Source organism: Citrobacter sp. Cb080 (assembly GCF_030334745.1).
In the GTDB taxonomy this organism is placed as follows: domain Bacteria; phylum Pseudomonadota; class Gammaproteobacteria; order Enterobacterales; family Enterobacteriaceae; genus Citrobacter; species Citrobacter braakii.
The window spans coordinates 1-16143 of record NZ_JAOWDG010000032.1; the positions used below are offsets into that span (position 1 = coordinate 1).

General features: G+C 50.6%; 12 protein-coding genes and 1 pseudogene. 5 read left to right on the top strand and 8 right to left on the bottom strand.

The features are described 5' to 3' along the window. Positions 1–7 precede the first annotated feature (7 nt). The 4 genes and pseudogenes from OGV38_RS06460 to OGV38_RS06475 form a co-directional block, all read right to left on the bottom strand. Positions 8–1159 (bottom strand): IS30-like element IS30 family transposase, encoded by a 1152-nt coding sequence (locus tag OGV38_RS06460; RefSeq protein ID WP_286473067.1) that lies wholly within the window; start codon positions 1157–1159, stop codon positions 8–10. 14 nt (positions 1160–1173) lie between these two features. Next, a pseudogene (locus OGV38_RS06465) lies at positions 1174–4182 on the bottom strand (ESPR-type extended signal peptide-containing protein); the annotation flags it as partial. A 196-nt stretch (positions 4183–4378) separates the two neighbouring features. Further along, positions 4379–4957, bottom strand: coding sequence for a helix-turn-helix transcriptional regulator (locus OGV38_RS06470; RefSeq protein WP_269518586.1), 579 nt, complete (start codon positions 4955–4957; stop codon positions 4379–4381). 618 nt (positions 4958–5575) lie between these two features. Next, the gene (locus OGV38_RS06475) at positions 5576–6751 is read right to left on the bottom strand and encodes a coiled-coil domain-containing protein (protein WP_046275128.1); all 1176 of its coding nucleotides are present in this window, start codon (positions 6749–6751) and stop codon (positions 5576–5578) included. Between the two features lie 246 nt (positions 6752–6997). On the opposite strand from OGV38_RS06475, the gene pheP reads away from it, so the two are divergent. The 5 genes from pheP (at position 6998) to OGV38_RS06500 (ending at position 13049) form a co-directional block, all read left to right on the top strand. After that, positions 6998–8392 carry a phenylalanine transporter gene (pheP, locus tag OGV38_RS06480; RefSeq protein ID WP_286473071.1) on the top strand — a complete coding sequence of 465 codons (1395 nt, stop codon included), beginning with the start codon at positions 6998–7000 and terminating at the stop codon, positions 8390–8392. A gap of 165 nt (positions 8393–8557) precedes the next feature. Then, positions 8558–9799 (top strand): MFS transporter, encoded by a 1242-nt coding sequence (locus OGV38_RS06485; RefSeq protein WP_016155933.1) that lies wholly within the window; start codon positions 8558–8560, stop codon positions 9797–9799. Positions 9800–9814: 15 nt separating this feature from the next. After that, positions 9815–10843 carry a sugar phosphate isomerase/epimerase family protein gene (locus OGV38_RS06490; RefSeq protein ID WP_019076229.1) on the top strand — a complete coding sequence of 343 codons (1029 nt, stop codon included), beginning with the start codon at positions 9815–9817 and terminating at the stop codon, positions 10841–10843. Then, positions 10840–11991, top strand: coding sequence for a Gfo/Idh/MocA family protein (locus OGV38_RS06495; protein WP_016155935.1), 1152 nt, complete (start codon positions 10840–10842; stop codon positions 11989–11991). The genes OGV38_RS06490 and OGV38_RS06495 overlap by 4 nt, the downstream gene beginning before the upstream one ends. A gap of 77 nt (positions 11992–12068) precedes the next feature. Continuing rightward, positions 12069–13049 carry a LacI family DNA-binding transcriptional regulator gene (locus OGV38_RS06500; RefSeq protein WP_016155936.1) on the top strand — a complete coding sequence of 327 codons (981 nt, stop codon included), beginning with the start codon at positions 12069–12071 and terminating at the stop codon, positions 13047–13049. Positions 13050–13052: 3 nt separating this feature from the next. On the opposite strand, the gene OGV38_RS06505 is transcribed toward OGV38_RS06500, so the two are convergent. From OGV38_RS06505 to OGV38_RS06520, 4 genes are all read right to left on the bottom strand, one after another. Beyond that, the gene (locus OGV38_RS06505) at positions 13053–14297 is read right to left on the bottom strand and encodes a mechanosensitive ion channel family protein (protein ID WP_016152170.1); all 1245 of its coding nucleotides are present in this window, start codon (positions 14295–14297) and stop codon (positions 13053–13055) included. A gap of 64 nt (positions 14298–14361) precedes the next feature. After that, a complete protein-coding gene (gene nfsB, locus OGV38_RS06510; RefSeq protein WP_016152171.1) occupies positions 14362–15015 on the bottom strand; it encodes an oxygen-insensitive NAD(P)H nitroreductase in 654 nt (217 codons plus the stop codon). Between the two features lie 119 nt (positions 15016–15134). Next, positions 15135–15503, bottom strand: a complete 369-nt coding sequence (locus tag OGV38_RS06515) for an MmcQ/YjbR family DNA-binding protein (protein ID WP_016152172.1) — start codon at positions 15501–15503, stop codon at positions 15135–15137. After that, the gene (locus tag OGV38_RS06520; protein ID WP_286473072.1) at positions 15503–16084 is read right to left on the bottom strand and encodes a TetR/AcrR family transcriptional regulator; all 582 of its coding nucleotides are present in this window, start codon (positions 16082–16084) and stop codon (positions 15503–15505) included. The genes OGV38_RS06515 and OGV38_RS06520 overlap by 1 nt, the downstream gene beginning before the upstream one ends. Positions 16085–16143: the final 59 nt, after the last annotated feature.

Sequence of the window (16143 nt, forward strand, 5' to 3'; positions counted from 1 at the left end):
TGTAGATTCAATCTGTCAATGCAACACCCCTTTCAATTATCTCTTTCGGTGTTTTGAACTTCAGTGTCTTTCTCGGTCTGTTGTTTAGCTGAGCAGCAACCAGATCTAGTTCATGTTGAGTATATTGGGCAAGACATGTCTTTTTAGGAAAGTACTGCCGAATTAGCCCATTTGTGTTCTCATTTGTTCCCCGCTGCCAAGGACTCTGAGGATCGCAGAAGTAAACTTTAACGCCGGTGCTGACAGTAAATTCTAGATGTCTGGCCAGTTCCATTCCTCTGTCCCATGTCAGTGATTTTCTGAGTTCTGACGGTAAACTCAGGAATTTGTCGGTAAGAGCCTGATTTACTGAGACAGAATCTTTGCCCCTGAGTCTAAGGATGATCGTATAACGTGATTTTCGGTCTACAAGTGTGACTATATGAGAGTTTTTTGTACCTGAGACTAAATCGCCCTCCCAATGCCCCAGAGAGCGTCTGTTATCGATATTTCGGGAACGTTCGTGAATTGGTGTTCCGTTCACTATGTTAATCGTACCTCTTTCGCCTTTGCGGGTATGACGCCTGCCATGGCGAAGGCTATGCGACCGTCGCAGATGCTGTATATTCAGGTGGTGTAGCGCTTCACGGCTACGAAAGTACAGCGTTTTATAAATTGTCTCAGGTGATATTCGCAGCGTTTTTTGACGTGGTTTTGTTCGCCTTAACCATCCTGATATTTGCTCTGGAGACCATTTCATCTCCAGCTTTTCCAGAACAAGCTTTCGCAATGGTAAATTTTGATCCAGTAAGCACGGTTTTGGCCTTTTCGCCATTCTGTTGGCTCGGTTATTAGCATCAACAGCTTTGTAATAGCGTCTGCCCCGATTACGCTGAACTTCACGTGAGATCGTCGAAGGACTGCGATTCAGCGCAGTAGCTATCGCACGAATGCTCATTTTGGCTGACAAACCAGCTCGTATCTCCTCGCGCTCAGACAGTGTCAGGTGAGCTACAGCCCGCTTACGCTCATGGGGTTTTATGCCGCCAGTATCCCTTAACATAGTGAAGATCGTTCCGGGTTTTGAACCCAGGATATTCGCTATTTCACTGAAGCCTGTTCCGTTCTTCCATAGTTCAAAAACAGAGGCTTTTTCCTCTGCTGTAAATGTTCGTCTCATTCAAAAAACCTCCGCAACCCCATGTTTTCACATAACTGTTGCGTTGACCAATTGAATCTACAACCGCCTTTTTGAACATCGACACCGATGCTGTCGACGCTGGCCAGATCGATAATCGATTTGGTATCGAGGATCAGGTTGCCCAGATTCCTCGCCACATAGGCGATTACTTTGTTGCCGCTGGCTTCAGAGGTGATCTTCGCGTTTGAGGTGAGGGGCGTGCTCGTGGCATTGCCCTGCGTATTACCATTCAACTGATGCGCCTGACCATCCACAACCCCGGCAACGGTTCTTTCACCGGTTAAATTGATGGTGGTTTTATCGCTGATGGTCCCTTTCGCGCCGCCTTCGATAACCAGCGCCGCAGAGTCAGTGCCCTTAACGGTAAACGTTGCTTCACCGGTATCTACGTTACTGCCTGCGCCGGTGGCGAGTACGCCCACGGAATTGTTACCGCTGAGAGTCAAATCCAGGTTGGAGGTGGACTGATCTTTCGGGTTAGTGGTATTACCGGCCAGCAATGCGCCATTGGCGATACGGAAAATGGTGGTGCGATCCTGACCGTTGTCATTCATCACCGCCTGACCAATATTGGCGGTAGCGCCCTTACCATACAGGTAATAACCAATCTGATCGGTGCTGTTAAATGAGGGGCTACTTAAGCTGTCAACGTTAGCGATGGCGTTATCACGCACGTGGACGCCGATGTTACCGGCTTTATCCAGCGTAATATTAGAGTAGACGTTGACTACTGCCTGACCGTTGGCGCCACCTTCCGCCCAGATGGCGTAGTTACGATTACCGACGCCGCCTTCACCGTCCACCACGATAGAGCCTGCAGCGCTGGTGGTGACTTCGGCATTTTTGTTATTGGCGCTAACGTGGATCCCTACGTTGTTGGTGCCATTCACGTTAATCTTGCCGTCGTTACGGATTTCCTGATTATTTTCTGCGCCGCTGTCGTGTACGGAGATGCCGTAGTTTTTACTGCTGCCCCCTTTAGAACCGCCATTGATCACGATATTGCCGGTATTGAGGACGTTGCCCGTGGCATTTCCGACCAAAATCCCTGCGGCGTTACGGACGCCGGTTCCCAGCGTGATAAGGCCGTTGTTAATCACCTCTTTGGCGCTCTTGATCATAATACCGGCGCTCAGGCTGGAACCGCCTGCCATGGTGACATCTTTAGCCGGATCGCTTGCGTCGCGACCAAGATAAATAGAGGCATTCTGAGCGTTGGTAAAGGTGGCATTCCCGGCGACTTCTACGCCATAAGCGGTGCCGCTGGCAAAGGATGTACCGCTTTTACGTCCGTCTACGACGTTAATATCGCCGTTGTTGACCCCTTGCGCATCGTCAGACAATTGCATACCAATCGCCAGCGTCAGCGAAGAAGCGGGGACGTCTTTGCTCCAGGGATCGGCTGCCGAAGCGGTACCAAAGTTATCGGTGGTGATCGCCTGGTTGATGATGCCGTTGTTAGCGATCTGGCTGGTGCCTTGACCTTGCATACCAAATGCGCCATAGCTGTTGACGTTTTGGTTGCTGTCTTTATCGATAAACAGCCCTGAGTTGATCATCCCGTTGTTGGTTGCCGTCGCGTCTTTTGCCAGCATGCCAATCGCCAGGCTCTGCCCGGTAGACGTTCGTAATGCGTTCAGTTCGCCAAAGTTTGTGATAACCCCGCCATCAACGGCTTTCATGACGCCATTAATACTGCCGTCAACGGCAAGAATCGCATCTTTGTTCAGGGTGCCGGAGGTGCCTGCGCCGTTGGCGTAAATAGCATGCAGCTCACCGCGGCCAGCGGTCGCGTTATTGACATGCGATAAGCCGTCTGTCCAGACGTCGTAATCCCAACTGAGCACGTCAGAGGGCTTGCTGGAATTGATCAGACCATCAATCAGCTCGGCATACTTCGTTTGTGCTGCGGTGACGGTAGTGACTTCATTCGCTTCCAGCCACAGTTGGATTTGGCTGACTTTTTCGCCTTCCGGGTTTTCCGCCGCGTCGCTGCTATTGCCCAACAGCCAGTCGTTAAATTCGGCCAACTCCTGCGTGTTGGTGATGTTAAATGTGCGCTCACCCGTTTCGACGACTTTGCCGTCCGTATCATAGCCGTAGGTCATGAGCGTGACATCATCGCCAAACACGGAGGTTTGCGCTGAGCCGGCGAAGGTTTTTTCAGGAATAACCGGGGCGGCGTTAAATTTTATAAAGTTATCGGATTGCCAGTAAACCTGGCTACCCGCGTCCTGAGCCTCCAGTAAGGAGGAGTCTTTGGCCAGTAATTCGATGGTATTGGCTTTGGCGCGTACATTGAGCGTGTCGTCGCCCAAATTCAGATTGGCCGTGGAGCCGTTTGTCGCCAGCGCGATGCCAAATTGTTTGTAGATTTTAGACTGCGTCGGATCGTAAGTGTTTAATGCCGAATCGCCAATCTGTGATTCGGTAAGAAAGTTACTTAACGCGTTGGTATCAAAGACTTTAATGGTTGTTTTTTCGCCGGGGAACGCCGGGTCGTTAATCTCAAATTCTGTGCTCTGCGAAGGCGTTGATGATTGGTTATAAGTCAGGTATTCCGCCAGCTCCTCGGCGGTAGTAATCGTTTTTACGCCCTGGTCAGGGCTGGTGGCCTGCAGGGTGATTTTGCCGGTTTGCAGTAGCTCTCTGATGGTCGTTGATTCAACAACGCCACTTTGACCCGGACTGATGGTTGGGATCGCGCCGCTGATATTGAGCGCCTGACCAGCAGTGATATCTTCATATAAGAATCCGTAGTCGTGGACACCCTCATAATCCCCAACAGAAATACCTGTCTGGTAGTCGGCGAAAATATTATGTTCACCGATGTCGATGATCGGAGTTGCTGAAGCTTGCATTGAAGCAGCGCTTAATGCGCCGGCCGCCAGTACGGCGACAGTTTTACGTGAGCTGCTTTTTTTCTTTCCTTTGGTTAATTCGGAAACGACCACCCAGATACCGAGCGCCGCGTTCCAAATAATGCTGTAAACTTTGTTCATATATAACCCTCGTCTACATTCCTGTTATGTGTATTGTTAATACATTGAGTTGTTGGCTATGGTTGGCACGCGGATGTGCTACCCGGTAATAGATTTTTGGAAATAGGATTTCCTTCCGTGCGATGCGGAATTAAAAAGTGAGCCGAAAGAAAATCTTTTAAATAATAACCTTGATAATTGTCCTTAAATAAGTCAGTTACGGCTGGCTATAGTGAGAAATGGTGTACTTGAGTCGGGAGTTATTTTTCCCGAGTTTTCTGGCAATGTTGCTTTTGTACGCCCCGATGGTTTTTTCACTTTTTTGTGATGCCCCAGCGATTTGAGTCAATGACCAACCCCGAGCAAGCATCATCATTACGTTAAATTCGTTTGCTGTGATTTTGTTATTTATTTCTTTGATATTAATTGGTTTTTTGTTTTGTGATATGTACGTCACGGCATGCAGTAACCGATCAAGGCTGGCGTCTTGATCGAGGAACAGCATGTTCCTCCCGCAAACGGTTTGAAAAATAGAAAAAGTAGCTTCATCTGCCAAAACAATAATTTTTGTGGCAGGGCGTAAAGCCATGTTGCGGATAATCCTGGCATATTTTAAAAAATCTGAGTTGTCAGGATTAATAATGATGAAATCCATTTCATAAGGGATTATGTTGACGGCAGAAAGCGTCTGAGAGGAGTAGTACGCGATATCAATATATAATGATGAACCACGTAGGATTTCTCGCATGCCTAGCCAGGGATAAATTGATTCACCCAAAAAAATAGCCTTAGACATAACGATCTCCTTGAAATTTTGGTGCAGGCGGTCGCCTCTTTTTTTAGGCTAAAAAAAGAGTTTCTTGCGACGCATGAAATGTTAATTAAATCTCGTATGACGTTCTTTGGTGTGAACGCATCCTTATTTATTGCAGATTCAACAGGTATTTTCTGTATTAATTTGAATCATTAACTATTCTTAAAGTAGATATTACACTTTGTTAAAATTTAAGGTAAATCGTTTATTTCAGCTCTGAGTAAATGATTGATAGATTTCGCTTATGGATCACGCGAATAATGTTTCAGCCATTTCTATAAAGACAGGGTATTCCTATTTGTACTGGAGGGGATTTATATGAAAAATCTTATATTTCAAACAGATAACCATTCTTCTTAATGGGACTATTGGCAGGTAGGAGAATTCTTAATCAAGGCCAGGATAAAGAGAGAGGGAGAGCGGTGGGAGAGAGAAATATTGTCTTATTTGCAGTTATCGACCTAAAATTCGAGCATTTAAGGTGATAACTCTGACCTATCTTAATAACTAAGCATTTTGTGCTATTTTTATCATTTGGTGCTTAATCTTCAAACCTCCCTTGAAGATGTTGTATTTTCTGCTTGCTATCGCTGATAGCGCTTACCCCGCCAACAGCTCCTGCTCAACCTGTTGCACCTGTTGTTCCAGCGTATTGCGGATTTCCGTAAGCGCCCGTTGTTGATCGGAGAAGTAAGCCTCTTTATCCGTCACGGAGGTGGCAAGGCGCCAGGCGTTCTCAGCTTCCAGTTCGGTAATCTCTTTGAGCAGAGCGTTAATTTGTTCTCTGAGCTGCTGTATTTTGCTGCGTAAATGCTGCAGATCGTTCAATCGGTCACTCGCCATCATCGGTTCGAGGCCGCTTTGCAATTGAGTCAGTAGCGCCCGAACGGCAGCAAGGTCGGCATTTTGGCGCGCCTGGTTAAGCTGCACCATCATCTGATGCGCTTTCTCTTTCAGATCGTCCGCCACCACGTCCGGATGACAAAGACGGCTGGCCTGACGCCACAGGCGTTTTAACTCATTACGCTCTTCAGAAGAAAGCCGTTGGTCACGGCTAAAACGATGTTGCGCATCCTGCTGCTGCTCCTGATATTCATCATATTCATGGCTGGCTTCTTCCTGTGCCTGACGGGCTGCGCTGTCGTCCTGGCGAGAAAAGTCGTTTTCCAGCTCACGAATCTCCGCCAGCAGGGCGGTAATAAGCTCCGTTTGTTGCTGAATTCGTTGACGTGTTTCCACCGATTCGTGCGAATCTGAATTCTGGTTCATCCAGAGCTGCTTAAGCCTGGCCAGTTGATCAACAGCCTGGGAAATATAGTGCTGGCAGGATTGATAGTCTTGTTCCCGGCGTTTTCGCTCCGCTTCCTGTTTGCGCTGGGCGCTGGCGGCGAGCTGTTTACGCAACTCGAGGATCCGGCTCATCAGCGGCCCAAGGCGAAGATGATACAGATCGTTGAAATCATCGAGGATTTGAATGCGCGTGTTGCGCTTATCGATCAGGTCACGCAGCTGTGTTTCGAGCGCTTTTAGTTCCAGTTTACTGGCGGCAATGGCAGGATCCTGCCACGTTGAGACTGCCCGTTGAGATTGCAGCCAGGCCGTGATTTCACGTAGGGCGTCACTAAAGCGCCGTGCTTCGAGCGCCTGAACGATGGCGCCTGGCAAGACTGACATAGGCTCATTTTTCAGATGATCTACCTGCTGGAAAATAATCTCCTCATCTTCCAGTTCAATAGCGCTTTTGACGATTTCCAGTCGTTTGATGATCTTATTCATGACAGTCGTTGCCTGGCCTGGCTCAAAAACGAGTGGCTGAAATACAGCGGGTTCACCCGTTTGAAAATGTTAGAAAAACAGTAAAGCGCATTCTGTGGCCTGCGATGCCTTTTCGTCCAGAATAATTCACTGTAATTATGAACAAACGCAATGCCACGGGCACAGCGGGTCCTTATTGCGCCTTGCGACAACCAGGTTGAAATGTTAAAAGAAGCCCCTTCAATAAAAACGACACAGGGGAAGGGCGTGAAAAACGCGTCAACTGCATCTGACACCAGCGTGTCTGATGCCGCGTCAACGAATGAGCCGACGCTTCAGCGGGGGTTGCAAAACCGCCATATTCAATTAATTGCGCTGGGCGGCGCAATTGGTACCGGCCTGTTTTTGGGCATTGGCCCGGCTATTCAGATGGCGGGACCTGCGGTGTTACTGGGTTACGGCGTTGCCGGGATCATCGCTTTTTTGATTATGCGTCAACTGGGCGAAATGGTGGTGGAAGAACCCGTTTCGGGATCGTTTGCCCATTTTGCCTATAAATACTGGGGACCGTTCGCGGGTTTTCTGTCCGGCTGGAACTACTGGGTGATGTTTGTGCTGGTTGGCATGGCGGAACTGACCGCGGCTGGGATCTACATGCAGTACTGGCTGCCCGATGTCCCGACCTGGATTTGGGCCGCGGCATTCTTCGTGATCATCAACGCGGTTAACCTGGTCAACGTACGTCTGTATGGCGAAACGGAATTCTGGTTTGCGCTGATTAAAGTGCTGGCCATTATCGGCATGATTGGTTTTGGCGTGTGGATGCTGTTTTCCGGTCACGGCGGGGAACATGCAAGCATTGATAACCTGTGGCGTTACAACGGCTTTTTTGCCACCGGCTGGAACGGGTTGATCCTGTCGCTGGCGGTGATTATGTTCTCCTTTGGCGGACTTGAGCTTATCGGGATTACTGCCGCAGAAGCGCAGGATCCGCAGAAAAGCATTCCAAAGGCGGTAAACCAGGTGGTGTACCGTATTCTGCTGTTTTACATCGGTTCTCTGGTGGTGCTGCTGGCGCTGTACCCGTGGGTGGAAGTGAAATCCAACAGCAGCCCGTTTGTGATGATCTTCCATAATCTTGATAGCAACGTGGTGGCTTCAGCGCTGAACTTTGTCATTCTGGTGGCTTCGCTGTCGGTATATAACAGTGGCGTCTACTCTAACAGCCGTATGCTGTTTGGTCTCTCTGTCCAGGGGAACGCGCCGAAGTTCTTAACCCGCGTCAGCCGTCGCGGCGTACCGGTGAATTCACTGATCCTCTCCGGTGCTATTACGTCTCTGGTCGTACTGATCAACTATGTCCTGCCACAAAAGGCCTTTAGCCTGCTAATGGCGCTGGTTGTGGTGACGCTGTTGTTGAACTGGATTATGATCTGCCTGGCCCATCTGCGATTCCGGGCGGCGATGCGTCGTAAGGGACGTGACACGCAGTTCAAAGCGCTGCTGTACCCGGCAGGGAACTACCTGTGTATTGCTTTCCTTGGCATGATTCTGGTGCTGATGTGTACGATGGACGATATGCGCCTGTCAGCTATCCTCCTGCCGGTGTGGATCCTGTTCCTGTTCGTTGCCTTCAAACTGCTGTGTCGTAAGTCCCGCTAAGTTTCTACCGATCCCATCGTCAGGATGGGATCGGATCTTCTCTCAATGTTTATCGTGACCGCTCTCGCAATTTTGCCTTTGCTGGCAGGATCTTTATTTTGTAATCGATTACTTTTCTATTGAATCTATTTTGTAATCGATTACTTTTTAAAGGTGAGGCAAAAAATGGTGTCAACAACCGAAAGTAGTGGAAAACAGAACGTACAGTACCGGCTGCTGGTACCCCGGCTGTCGCTAATGATGTTCTTACAGTTCTTTATCTGGGGAAGTTGGTCTGTCACGCTGGGGCTGGTGATGAGCCAGCACAACATGTCGCTGCTGATTGGCGATGCGTTTTCAGCCGGGCCCATTGCCTCTATTCTGTCGCCGTTCGTCTTAGGGATGCTGGTAGACCGCTTCTTTGCCTCGCAAAAGGTGATGGCGGTGATGCACCTTGCAGGCGCGGCGATCCTCTGGTTTGTTCCGCAGGCATTGGTGGCGCAAAACGGTGCGCTGTTGATTGGTCTGCTGTTTGGCTACACGTTGTGCTACATGCCAACGCTGGCGCTTACCAACAACATTGCTTTTCATAGCCTGTCGGATAAAGACAAAACTTTCCCGGTGGTGCGGGTGTTTGGCACCATTGGCTGGATTGTCGCGGGGATTTTTATCGGCGTAACCGGAATCTCGGATACTACCGGCATCTTTACGCTGGCGGCGGTTATTTCTGTGATTCTGGCGCTCTACAGCCTGACGTTGCCCAACACGCCCGCACCGGCGAAAGGACTGCCGGTAAAAGTGCGCGATCTGTTTTGTGCGGATGCTTTCGCCTTACTCAAGGTTCGTCACTTTTTTGTCTTCTCGCTCTGCGCGACGCTTATTTCTGTACCGTTGGGAACCTATTACGCATATACCGCGTCGTTTCTGGCTGATGCGGGCGTTGGCGATGTCAGTACGGCGATGTCGTTTGGTCAGATGTCTGAAATTTTCTTCATGCTGGTGATCCCGTTCCTGTTCAGGCGTCTGGGCGTGAAATACATGTTGTTAATCGGGATGTGTGCCTGGTTTGTGCGCTACGCATTCTTTGCCCTCGGCATCAGCGAAGAGGGCCGATTCCTACTGTATCTCGGCATTCTGCTGCACGGCGTGTGCTACGACTTCTTCTTCGTGGTCGGCTTTATTTACACCGATCGTATCGCCGGGGAGAAAGTAAAAGGTCAGGCGCAAAGCATGATCGTTATGTTTACCTATGGGATCGGTATGCTGCTTGGTTCGCAAATTTCAGGCGCACTTTACAACCGTCTGGTGGCGGGGCAAACGGTGCCTCAGGCGTGGACCACATTCTGGTGGATCCCGGCAGTGGCTGCCGCAGTGATTGCCGTGATTTTCCTTTTCTCTTTCAAGTATGACGACAAAGAGCAGGCGTAATTTTCAGGAGGGGTTATGAAAACCATCAAGGGGCCTGGCATTTTTCTGGCGCAATTTATCGGGGATCGTCCCCCATTTAACACCCTGGAAGGCGTGGCAAAGTGGGCGGCGGAGCTGGGCTATAAGGCATTACAAATCCCGTGTAATCACAAGTCTTTGTTTGATGTCGAACAAGCAGCCAGAAGTCAGGCCTATTGTGATGATATTCATGGGATGCTGGCCGGGCATGGGCTGGTGATTAGCGAACTATCTACCCATCTTGAAGGCCAACTGGTTGCCGTCCATCCGGCTTACGATGACGCTTTTGACGGATTTGCTCCGCCATCTGTACGCGCTAATCCGCAGGCCAGGCAGGCGTGGGCCATCGAAACCCTCCACCAGGCCGCTGCGGCTTCGCAAAGGCTGGGGCTGACGGCGCATGCTACGTTTTCAGGTTCGCTCGCCTGGCCCTTCTTTTATCCGTGGCCACCGCATAACCGTCAGCGCTTTGAAGAGGCTTTTCTGGAACTGGCACGCCGCTGGAGGCCCATTCTCGATCGCTTTGATCATCATGGGGTGGATGTTTGCTTTGAAATCCATCCCGGTGAAGATCTGCACGATGGCGTAACGTTTGAGCGCTTTCTGGCGCTGGTTAATCATCATCCTCGCTGCAACATTCTCTATGACCCGAGCCATCTGTTATTGCAGCAGATGGATTACCTTGGGTTTATCGATGTTTACCACTCGCGCATTAAAGCGTTTCACGTCAAGGACGCTGAGTACCACGCCAGTAGCCGCAGTGGTGTCTATGGCGGTTATCAGCCGTGGCTCGATCGCGCTGGGCGTTTCCGTTCCCTGGGGGACGGTCAGGTCGATTTCAAAACCATCTTCAGCAAGCTCACGCAATATGATTTCCCTGGCTGGGCGGTACTGGAATGGGAGTGTTGCCTGAAAGACGCGCAAACCGGGGCGCGTGAGGGGAGCGATTTTATACGCCGCCACATTATTCCGGTTTCTTCACGCGCATTTGATGATTTCGCCGCTGGCGATGAGGTACGCAAATGATACAGGTTGGCATTATTGGCAGCGGTTTTATTGGGCCTGCACATATCGAGGCGTTGCGTCGACTCGGCGGTGTGAACGTGGTGGCGCTCTGTGATAGCTCGCTGGCGGTTGCCCAGGAACGTGCAGATGCTCTTCATATTCCTCAGGCGTACGGCAGCGTTGAGGCGCTGCTGGCGCATCCCGGACTGCAGGTGGTGCATAACTGTACGCCGAATCATCTGCATGCCGACATCAACCGGCAGATTTTACGCGCGGGTCTGCACGTGTTTTCAGAAAAGCCGCTGTGTATGACGCCTGATGAGGCTCGTGAACTGGAAACGCTGGCGGAGCAGGTAGGAGTGGTGCACGGCGTGAGCTTTGTCTATCGTCAGTTTGCGATGGTACAACAGGCTGCCAGCATGGTCAGGCGCGGTAGCGTGGGGCGTCTGTTTGCCGTCCAGGGGAGCTATTTGCAGGACTGGATGCTGCTGGAAACTGACTACAACTGGCGGGTCGATGCCAAACAAGGCGGCAACTCACGGGCGGTTGCGGATATCGGTTCCCACTGGTGTGACACGGTGCAATTCGTCACTGGAAAACGTATTGTCGAGGTGATGGCCGATCTGGCTATCGTCTGGCCGGTACGAAAAGCCAGCATCGCCAGTAACGCTACGTTTGGCCAGCAAACGGCTGACCTGCAATTTGAGAATAAAGCGGTGACGACGGAAGATTGTGGATCGGTGCTGGTACGTTTTGACGATGGTAGCAAAGGCTGCTTTAGCGTTTCACAGGTGAGTGCCGGGCGCAAGAATCACCTGAGCTTTGAAATTAACGGTAGCCAGAGTTCACTGCACTGGGATCAGGAAACGCCGCAACAGCTTTGGATCGGGCACCGTCAGCAGGCGAACCAGATCCTGACGGATGACCCAGGATTGATGAATGCGGATGTTGCTGCCAGTGCGCACTTTCCGGGTGGGCATATTGAGGGCTGGCCGGATGCGTTCAAGAATATGATGCAGCAGTTCTATCAGGCGGTGCAGGCAGGCAAAATGCCCGCGACGGCGGAGCGTCGATTTGCGTCATTTTCTGATGGTGCGGATGTGATGTATATCATTGATGCGATTATAAAAAGCCATCAGCAGCAGCGCTGGGTATCAGTGCAGCGCTAAACACGCACCCGGTTCGCCGGGCAGTGATTTTATGGTAGCCTCAACGTAAAGCCTAAACCGCAGGATTTGTCGTCGTTATGTCTATTCAAAAAATCGCCCAGCTTGCCGGTGTGTCGGTGGCGACGGTATCGCGTGTGCTGAATCACAGTGATACCGTCAAAGCCAAAAATCGCGAGCGCGTGCTTCAGGCTATTAAAGAAAGCAATTATCAGCCCAACCTGCTGGCTCGTCAGCTGCGTACGGCACGCAGTTCGATGATTCTGGTGATGGTTTCCAACATTGCCAACCCTTTTTGTGCAGAGGTTGTTAAAGGCATTGAAGAAGAGGCGGAAAAGAATGGCTATCGCATTTTGCTGTGTAATTCCGGCTCGGATACCGCCCGCTCAAAATCGGCATTAAAGCTGCTGTCGGGGAAAATCGTTGATGGCATTATCACCATGGATGCATTCTCAAAATTACCGGAACTGACCACGCTGATTGGCGACGCTCCCTGGGTTCAGTGCGCGGAATATGCTGATAAAGGCGCGGTTTCCTGCGTAGGGATTAACGATGTTGACGCTGCGCAGTCGGTAATATCTCACCTGGTGGAAAAGGGCTATCGACGCATTGCGCTAATCAATCATGATCTGAGTTATAAATACGCCCGGTTGCGCGAACGTGGCTATAAAGCGGCGCTGCATGCGCTGTCGCTTGAGTATCAGGCCGTAGAATACGCCAGCGAGTTAAGTTCCAGTGCAGGAATTGCGGCGATGAAAACATTGCTTGCCGCAGAGGTGAAACCCGACGCGGTGTTTGCCGTATCGGACACGCTTGCCGCTGGGGCGATGCGTGCTATTTTCAATGCCGGATTACAGATCCCGCAGGATATCGCCGTCGTGGGCTTCGACGGTACGGAACTGGCAGAAATGGTTTCCCCACAGCTTTCGACCATTGAGCAGCCCTCGCGGGATATAGGCCGCAAAGCGGTAGGATTGCTGCTGAATAAAATAGAAAATCCTGACGCGCAGACGGAAAGGGTGATGATGGACTGGCGCTATATTTCACGCGCCAGTACCTGAGCGTTAGCGTTGAAACGCGCCTGACAGCGCGCGAATATCATTTCCGGTGGGTGACTGATGAATGCGCAAGCCAAATTCTTCGATCACGGCGAATATATGGTCGAAAATATCAGCCTGAATACTTTCATATTCCAGCCAGACCACCGTATTGGTAAAGGCATAAATTTCGATCGGTAAGCCGTGATCGTCTGGCGCAAGCTGGCGCACCATTAACGTCATATCTTTGCGAATCCGCGGATGATGACGCAAATATTCGTTCAGATAGGCGCGGAAGGTGCCAATATTCGTCATCCGACGGTGGTTTAATACCGATTCAGGCGCATCTAACTGTTGATTCCACTCGTCAATTTCCTGATGGCGCGTGGTCAAATACGGTTTCAGCAGGTGCGCTTTATGCAGCCGCTGACGCTCATCCTCATCAAGAAAATGAATGCTGGTGGCATCAATGCTGATGCTGCGTTTAATGCGTCGCCCACCGGAAGCCGACATCCCACTCCAGTTTTTAAAAGAGTCCGATACCAGTGACCAGGTTGGGATAGTGGTGATGGTGTTATCCCAGTTGCGCACTTTTACGGTGGTTAAGCCAATATCAATCACCGCGCCATCTGCGCCGTATTTAGGCATTTCCAGCCAGTCACCCAACTTCAACATATCGTTGGCTGAAAGCTGTATTCCGGCCACCAGCCCGAGGATCGGATCTTTAAACACCAGCATTAACACGGCGGCCATGGCACCCAGACCGCTTATCAATATTGCCGGTGACTGACCAATCAGCAGGGAAATCATCAATATTCCGACGACAATAGCGCTGATGAGCTTGATGCCCTGAAATATGCCTTTTAGCGGCAATTGCGATGCGGCAGGGAATTTTTGCGACAGATTGAGAATGACGTCCAGCAGGGAAAACAAGGACAACAGGGCGTACATCATGATCCACAGCTGTGCGCAGGTTACTAATATTTCTGCTGCTTCACTGCCTTTCTGTAACCAGAGTGCGGCCTGTATATTGACAATGATACCCTGCAGGGTGAATGCCAGCCGATGAAATAACTTGTTCTGCGTGATGATTTGTAGCCACAGGCGGGAGCTGGCGTTGGCGCGCTTTTCAAATGCGCGTAATACCACCCAGTGCAAAATAACGTGAACAATAATGGCGGTGATAAAAATAATGCCAAAAATCATCACCAGTGAGGTGGTGTGATTTATTTCAATGCCGAGTTCTTCTACCTGAGATATCAATTCCTGCATAACGTCTCCTTAATAAACAGCGGTCTATGATGACCGCTGTGTAGAGCTTATGCAAATGCGGGGATTAAACTTCCGTCAGTGTTGTTTCCAGCGGCAGACGAGATTTTGGCAGCGCGGCGTTGAAATCTTCTACGCTGTGATGACCCACCGGGACCACAACTACGCTGGTGAAACCTTTTTCTTTCAGGCCAAATTCTGCATCCATCACCGCCGCATCGAAGCCTTCGATCGGCACCGCATCCAGACCCATCGCCGCCACGCCCAGCAGGAAGTTACCGACGTTCAGATACACCTGTTTTGCCATCCAGTGGTTGTCATCTTTCAGCTCTTTGCGATGCATGTCGGCAAAGAAGGTGCGGCCTTTGTGGTTTGCGGCTTTGGCTTCAGGGGTGGCGAAACGGCCATCGCGCTCTTCTTGATCCACCACGCGCTCCAGCCAGGCATCGTCCATCGCCGTTTTGGCGCAGAACACCACGACGTGGGAAGCATCCAGCATTTTACGTTCGTTGAATACAAAACCGCCGGCTGCGGATTTCGCCACGCGCGCTTTACCTTCGTCAGTGCTGGCAACGATAAAGTGCCACGGCTGAGAGTTGGTGCTGGACGGACTAAACTGCAGCAGCGTTTTTAATTTTTCGGCCTGCTCAGCGGTCAGTTTTTTATTCGGATCGAATGCCTTAGTGGAGTAACGTTTTAAGGCGACAGAAACAATATCCATAACTACTCCTGGTGATTTTTCATACCCTGCGGGTGCGTTTTGTTTCAGCAGGGTACAGGGTTAGCAAGAAAAAGATAAGACAGGAAAATGCAAAAACACTTATCGGAGTTAACGATAAATCAACCTGGACGCAGGCGTTTTTGATCCCGCTTCGCCAGGCCGTCTACGACGCGATGCCATGAATCATTTACCAACTCCGTCAGTAATGACTCGGTAATGTCGTCGCCTGGGTAGACCGATATCCAGTGCTTTTTATTCATGTGATAGCCGGGTTCAATGCTGGGGTAGATCTGCTGATTTAACAGTGACTTTTGCGGATCGGCTTTCAGGTTAACCAGCGGGCGTCCGCGAAGCTCTGAGACCAGCATAAAAATTTTGCCGCCGACTTTGAAGACATCGTATTCCGGGCCGAATGGCCAGCAGTGCTCGGTAAAAGGCAGTTCGAGCGCAAGGCGCTTTGCACAGGCATGTAAAGTCTGGCCGTCCATTATTTTTCCTCACGGGTGAGTGCGCGCCACATCGCCTCAAATCCCATCGAAATATATTCTTTTGCGCGAGCCGCGTCGCGGGCGGCGAACTCCATGGTGGTCTCTGCCAGAGAAAGAAACGGCGCGTCGCCAAAGGCGCGATACTCGTCAGACATAAACTCAGGTCGTACGGAGCGATGACAAAGATCGCGCAGTTCCGGGAACATATCGTCAGCCTGCTGTTCCGTTTCTTTACTGATTTTCTTGCTGACGGCCAACTGACGAATCGTGCGATGCCCGCAGGTATGGTTCAGGCCCCAGCTAATGTAGCTGTTCCAGATGTAGTGAGTCATGGTTTTGGCATCGGTCACCGATCGATCCAAATTTGCCATCATCGACTGACAAAGGTCTTGCTTCAAAAAGAGGTAAAGCTCGTTGATCAAATCATCTTTGGTCGCGAAATAGCGAAACAACGTCCCCTCCGCAACCCCTGCATTGCGGGCTATCACGGCGGTAGATGCCGCAATGCCTGATTGTGCAAATGCTGTGGTTGCAGCTTCCAGTAATGCCAGTTTTTTGTCTTCACTCTTCGGACGAGCCACTACACTTTACCCTTAAGTCTGTAAAAAACATGATTGAATCACGGCCTTTGCAGCACCGC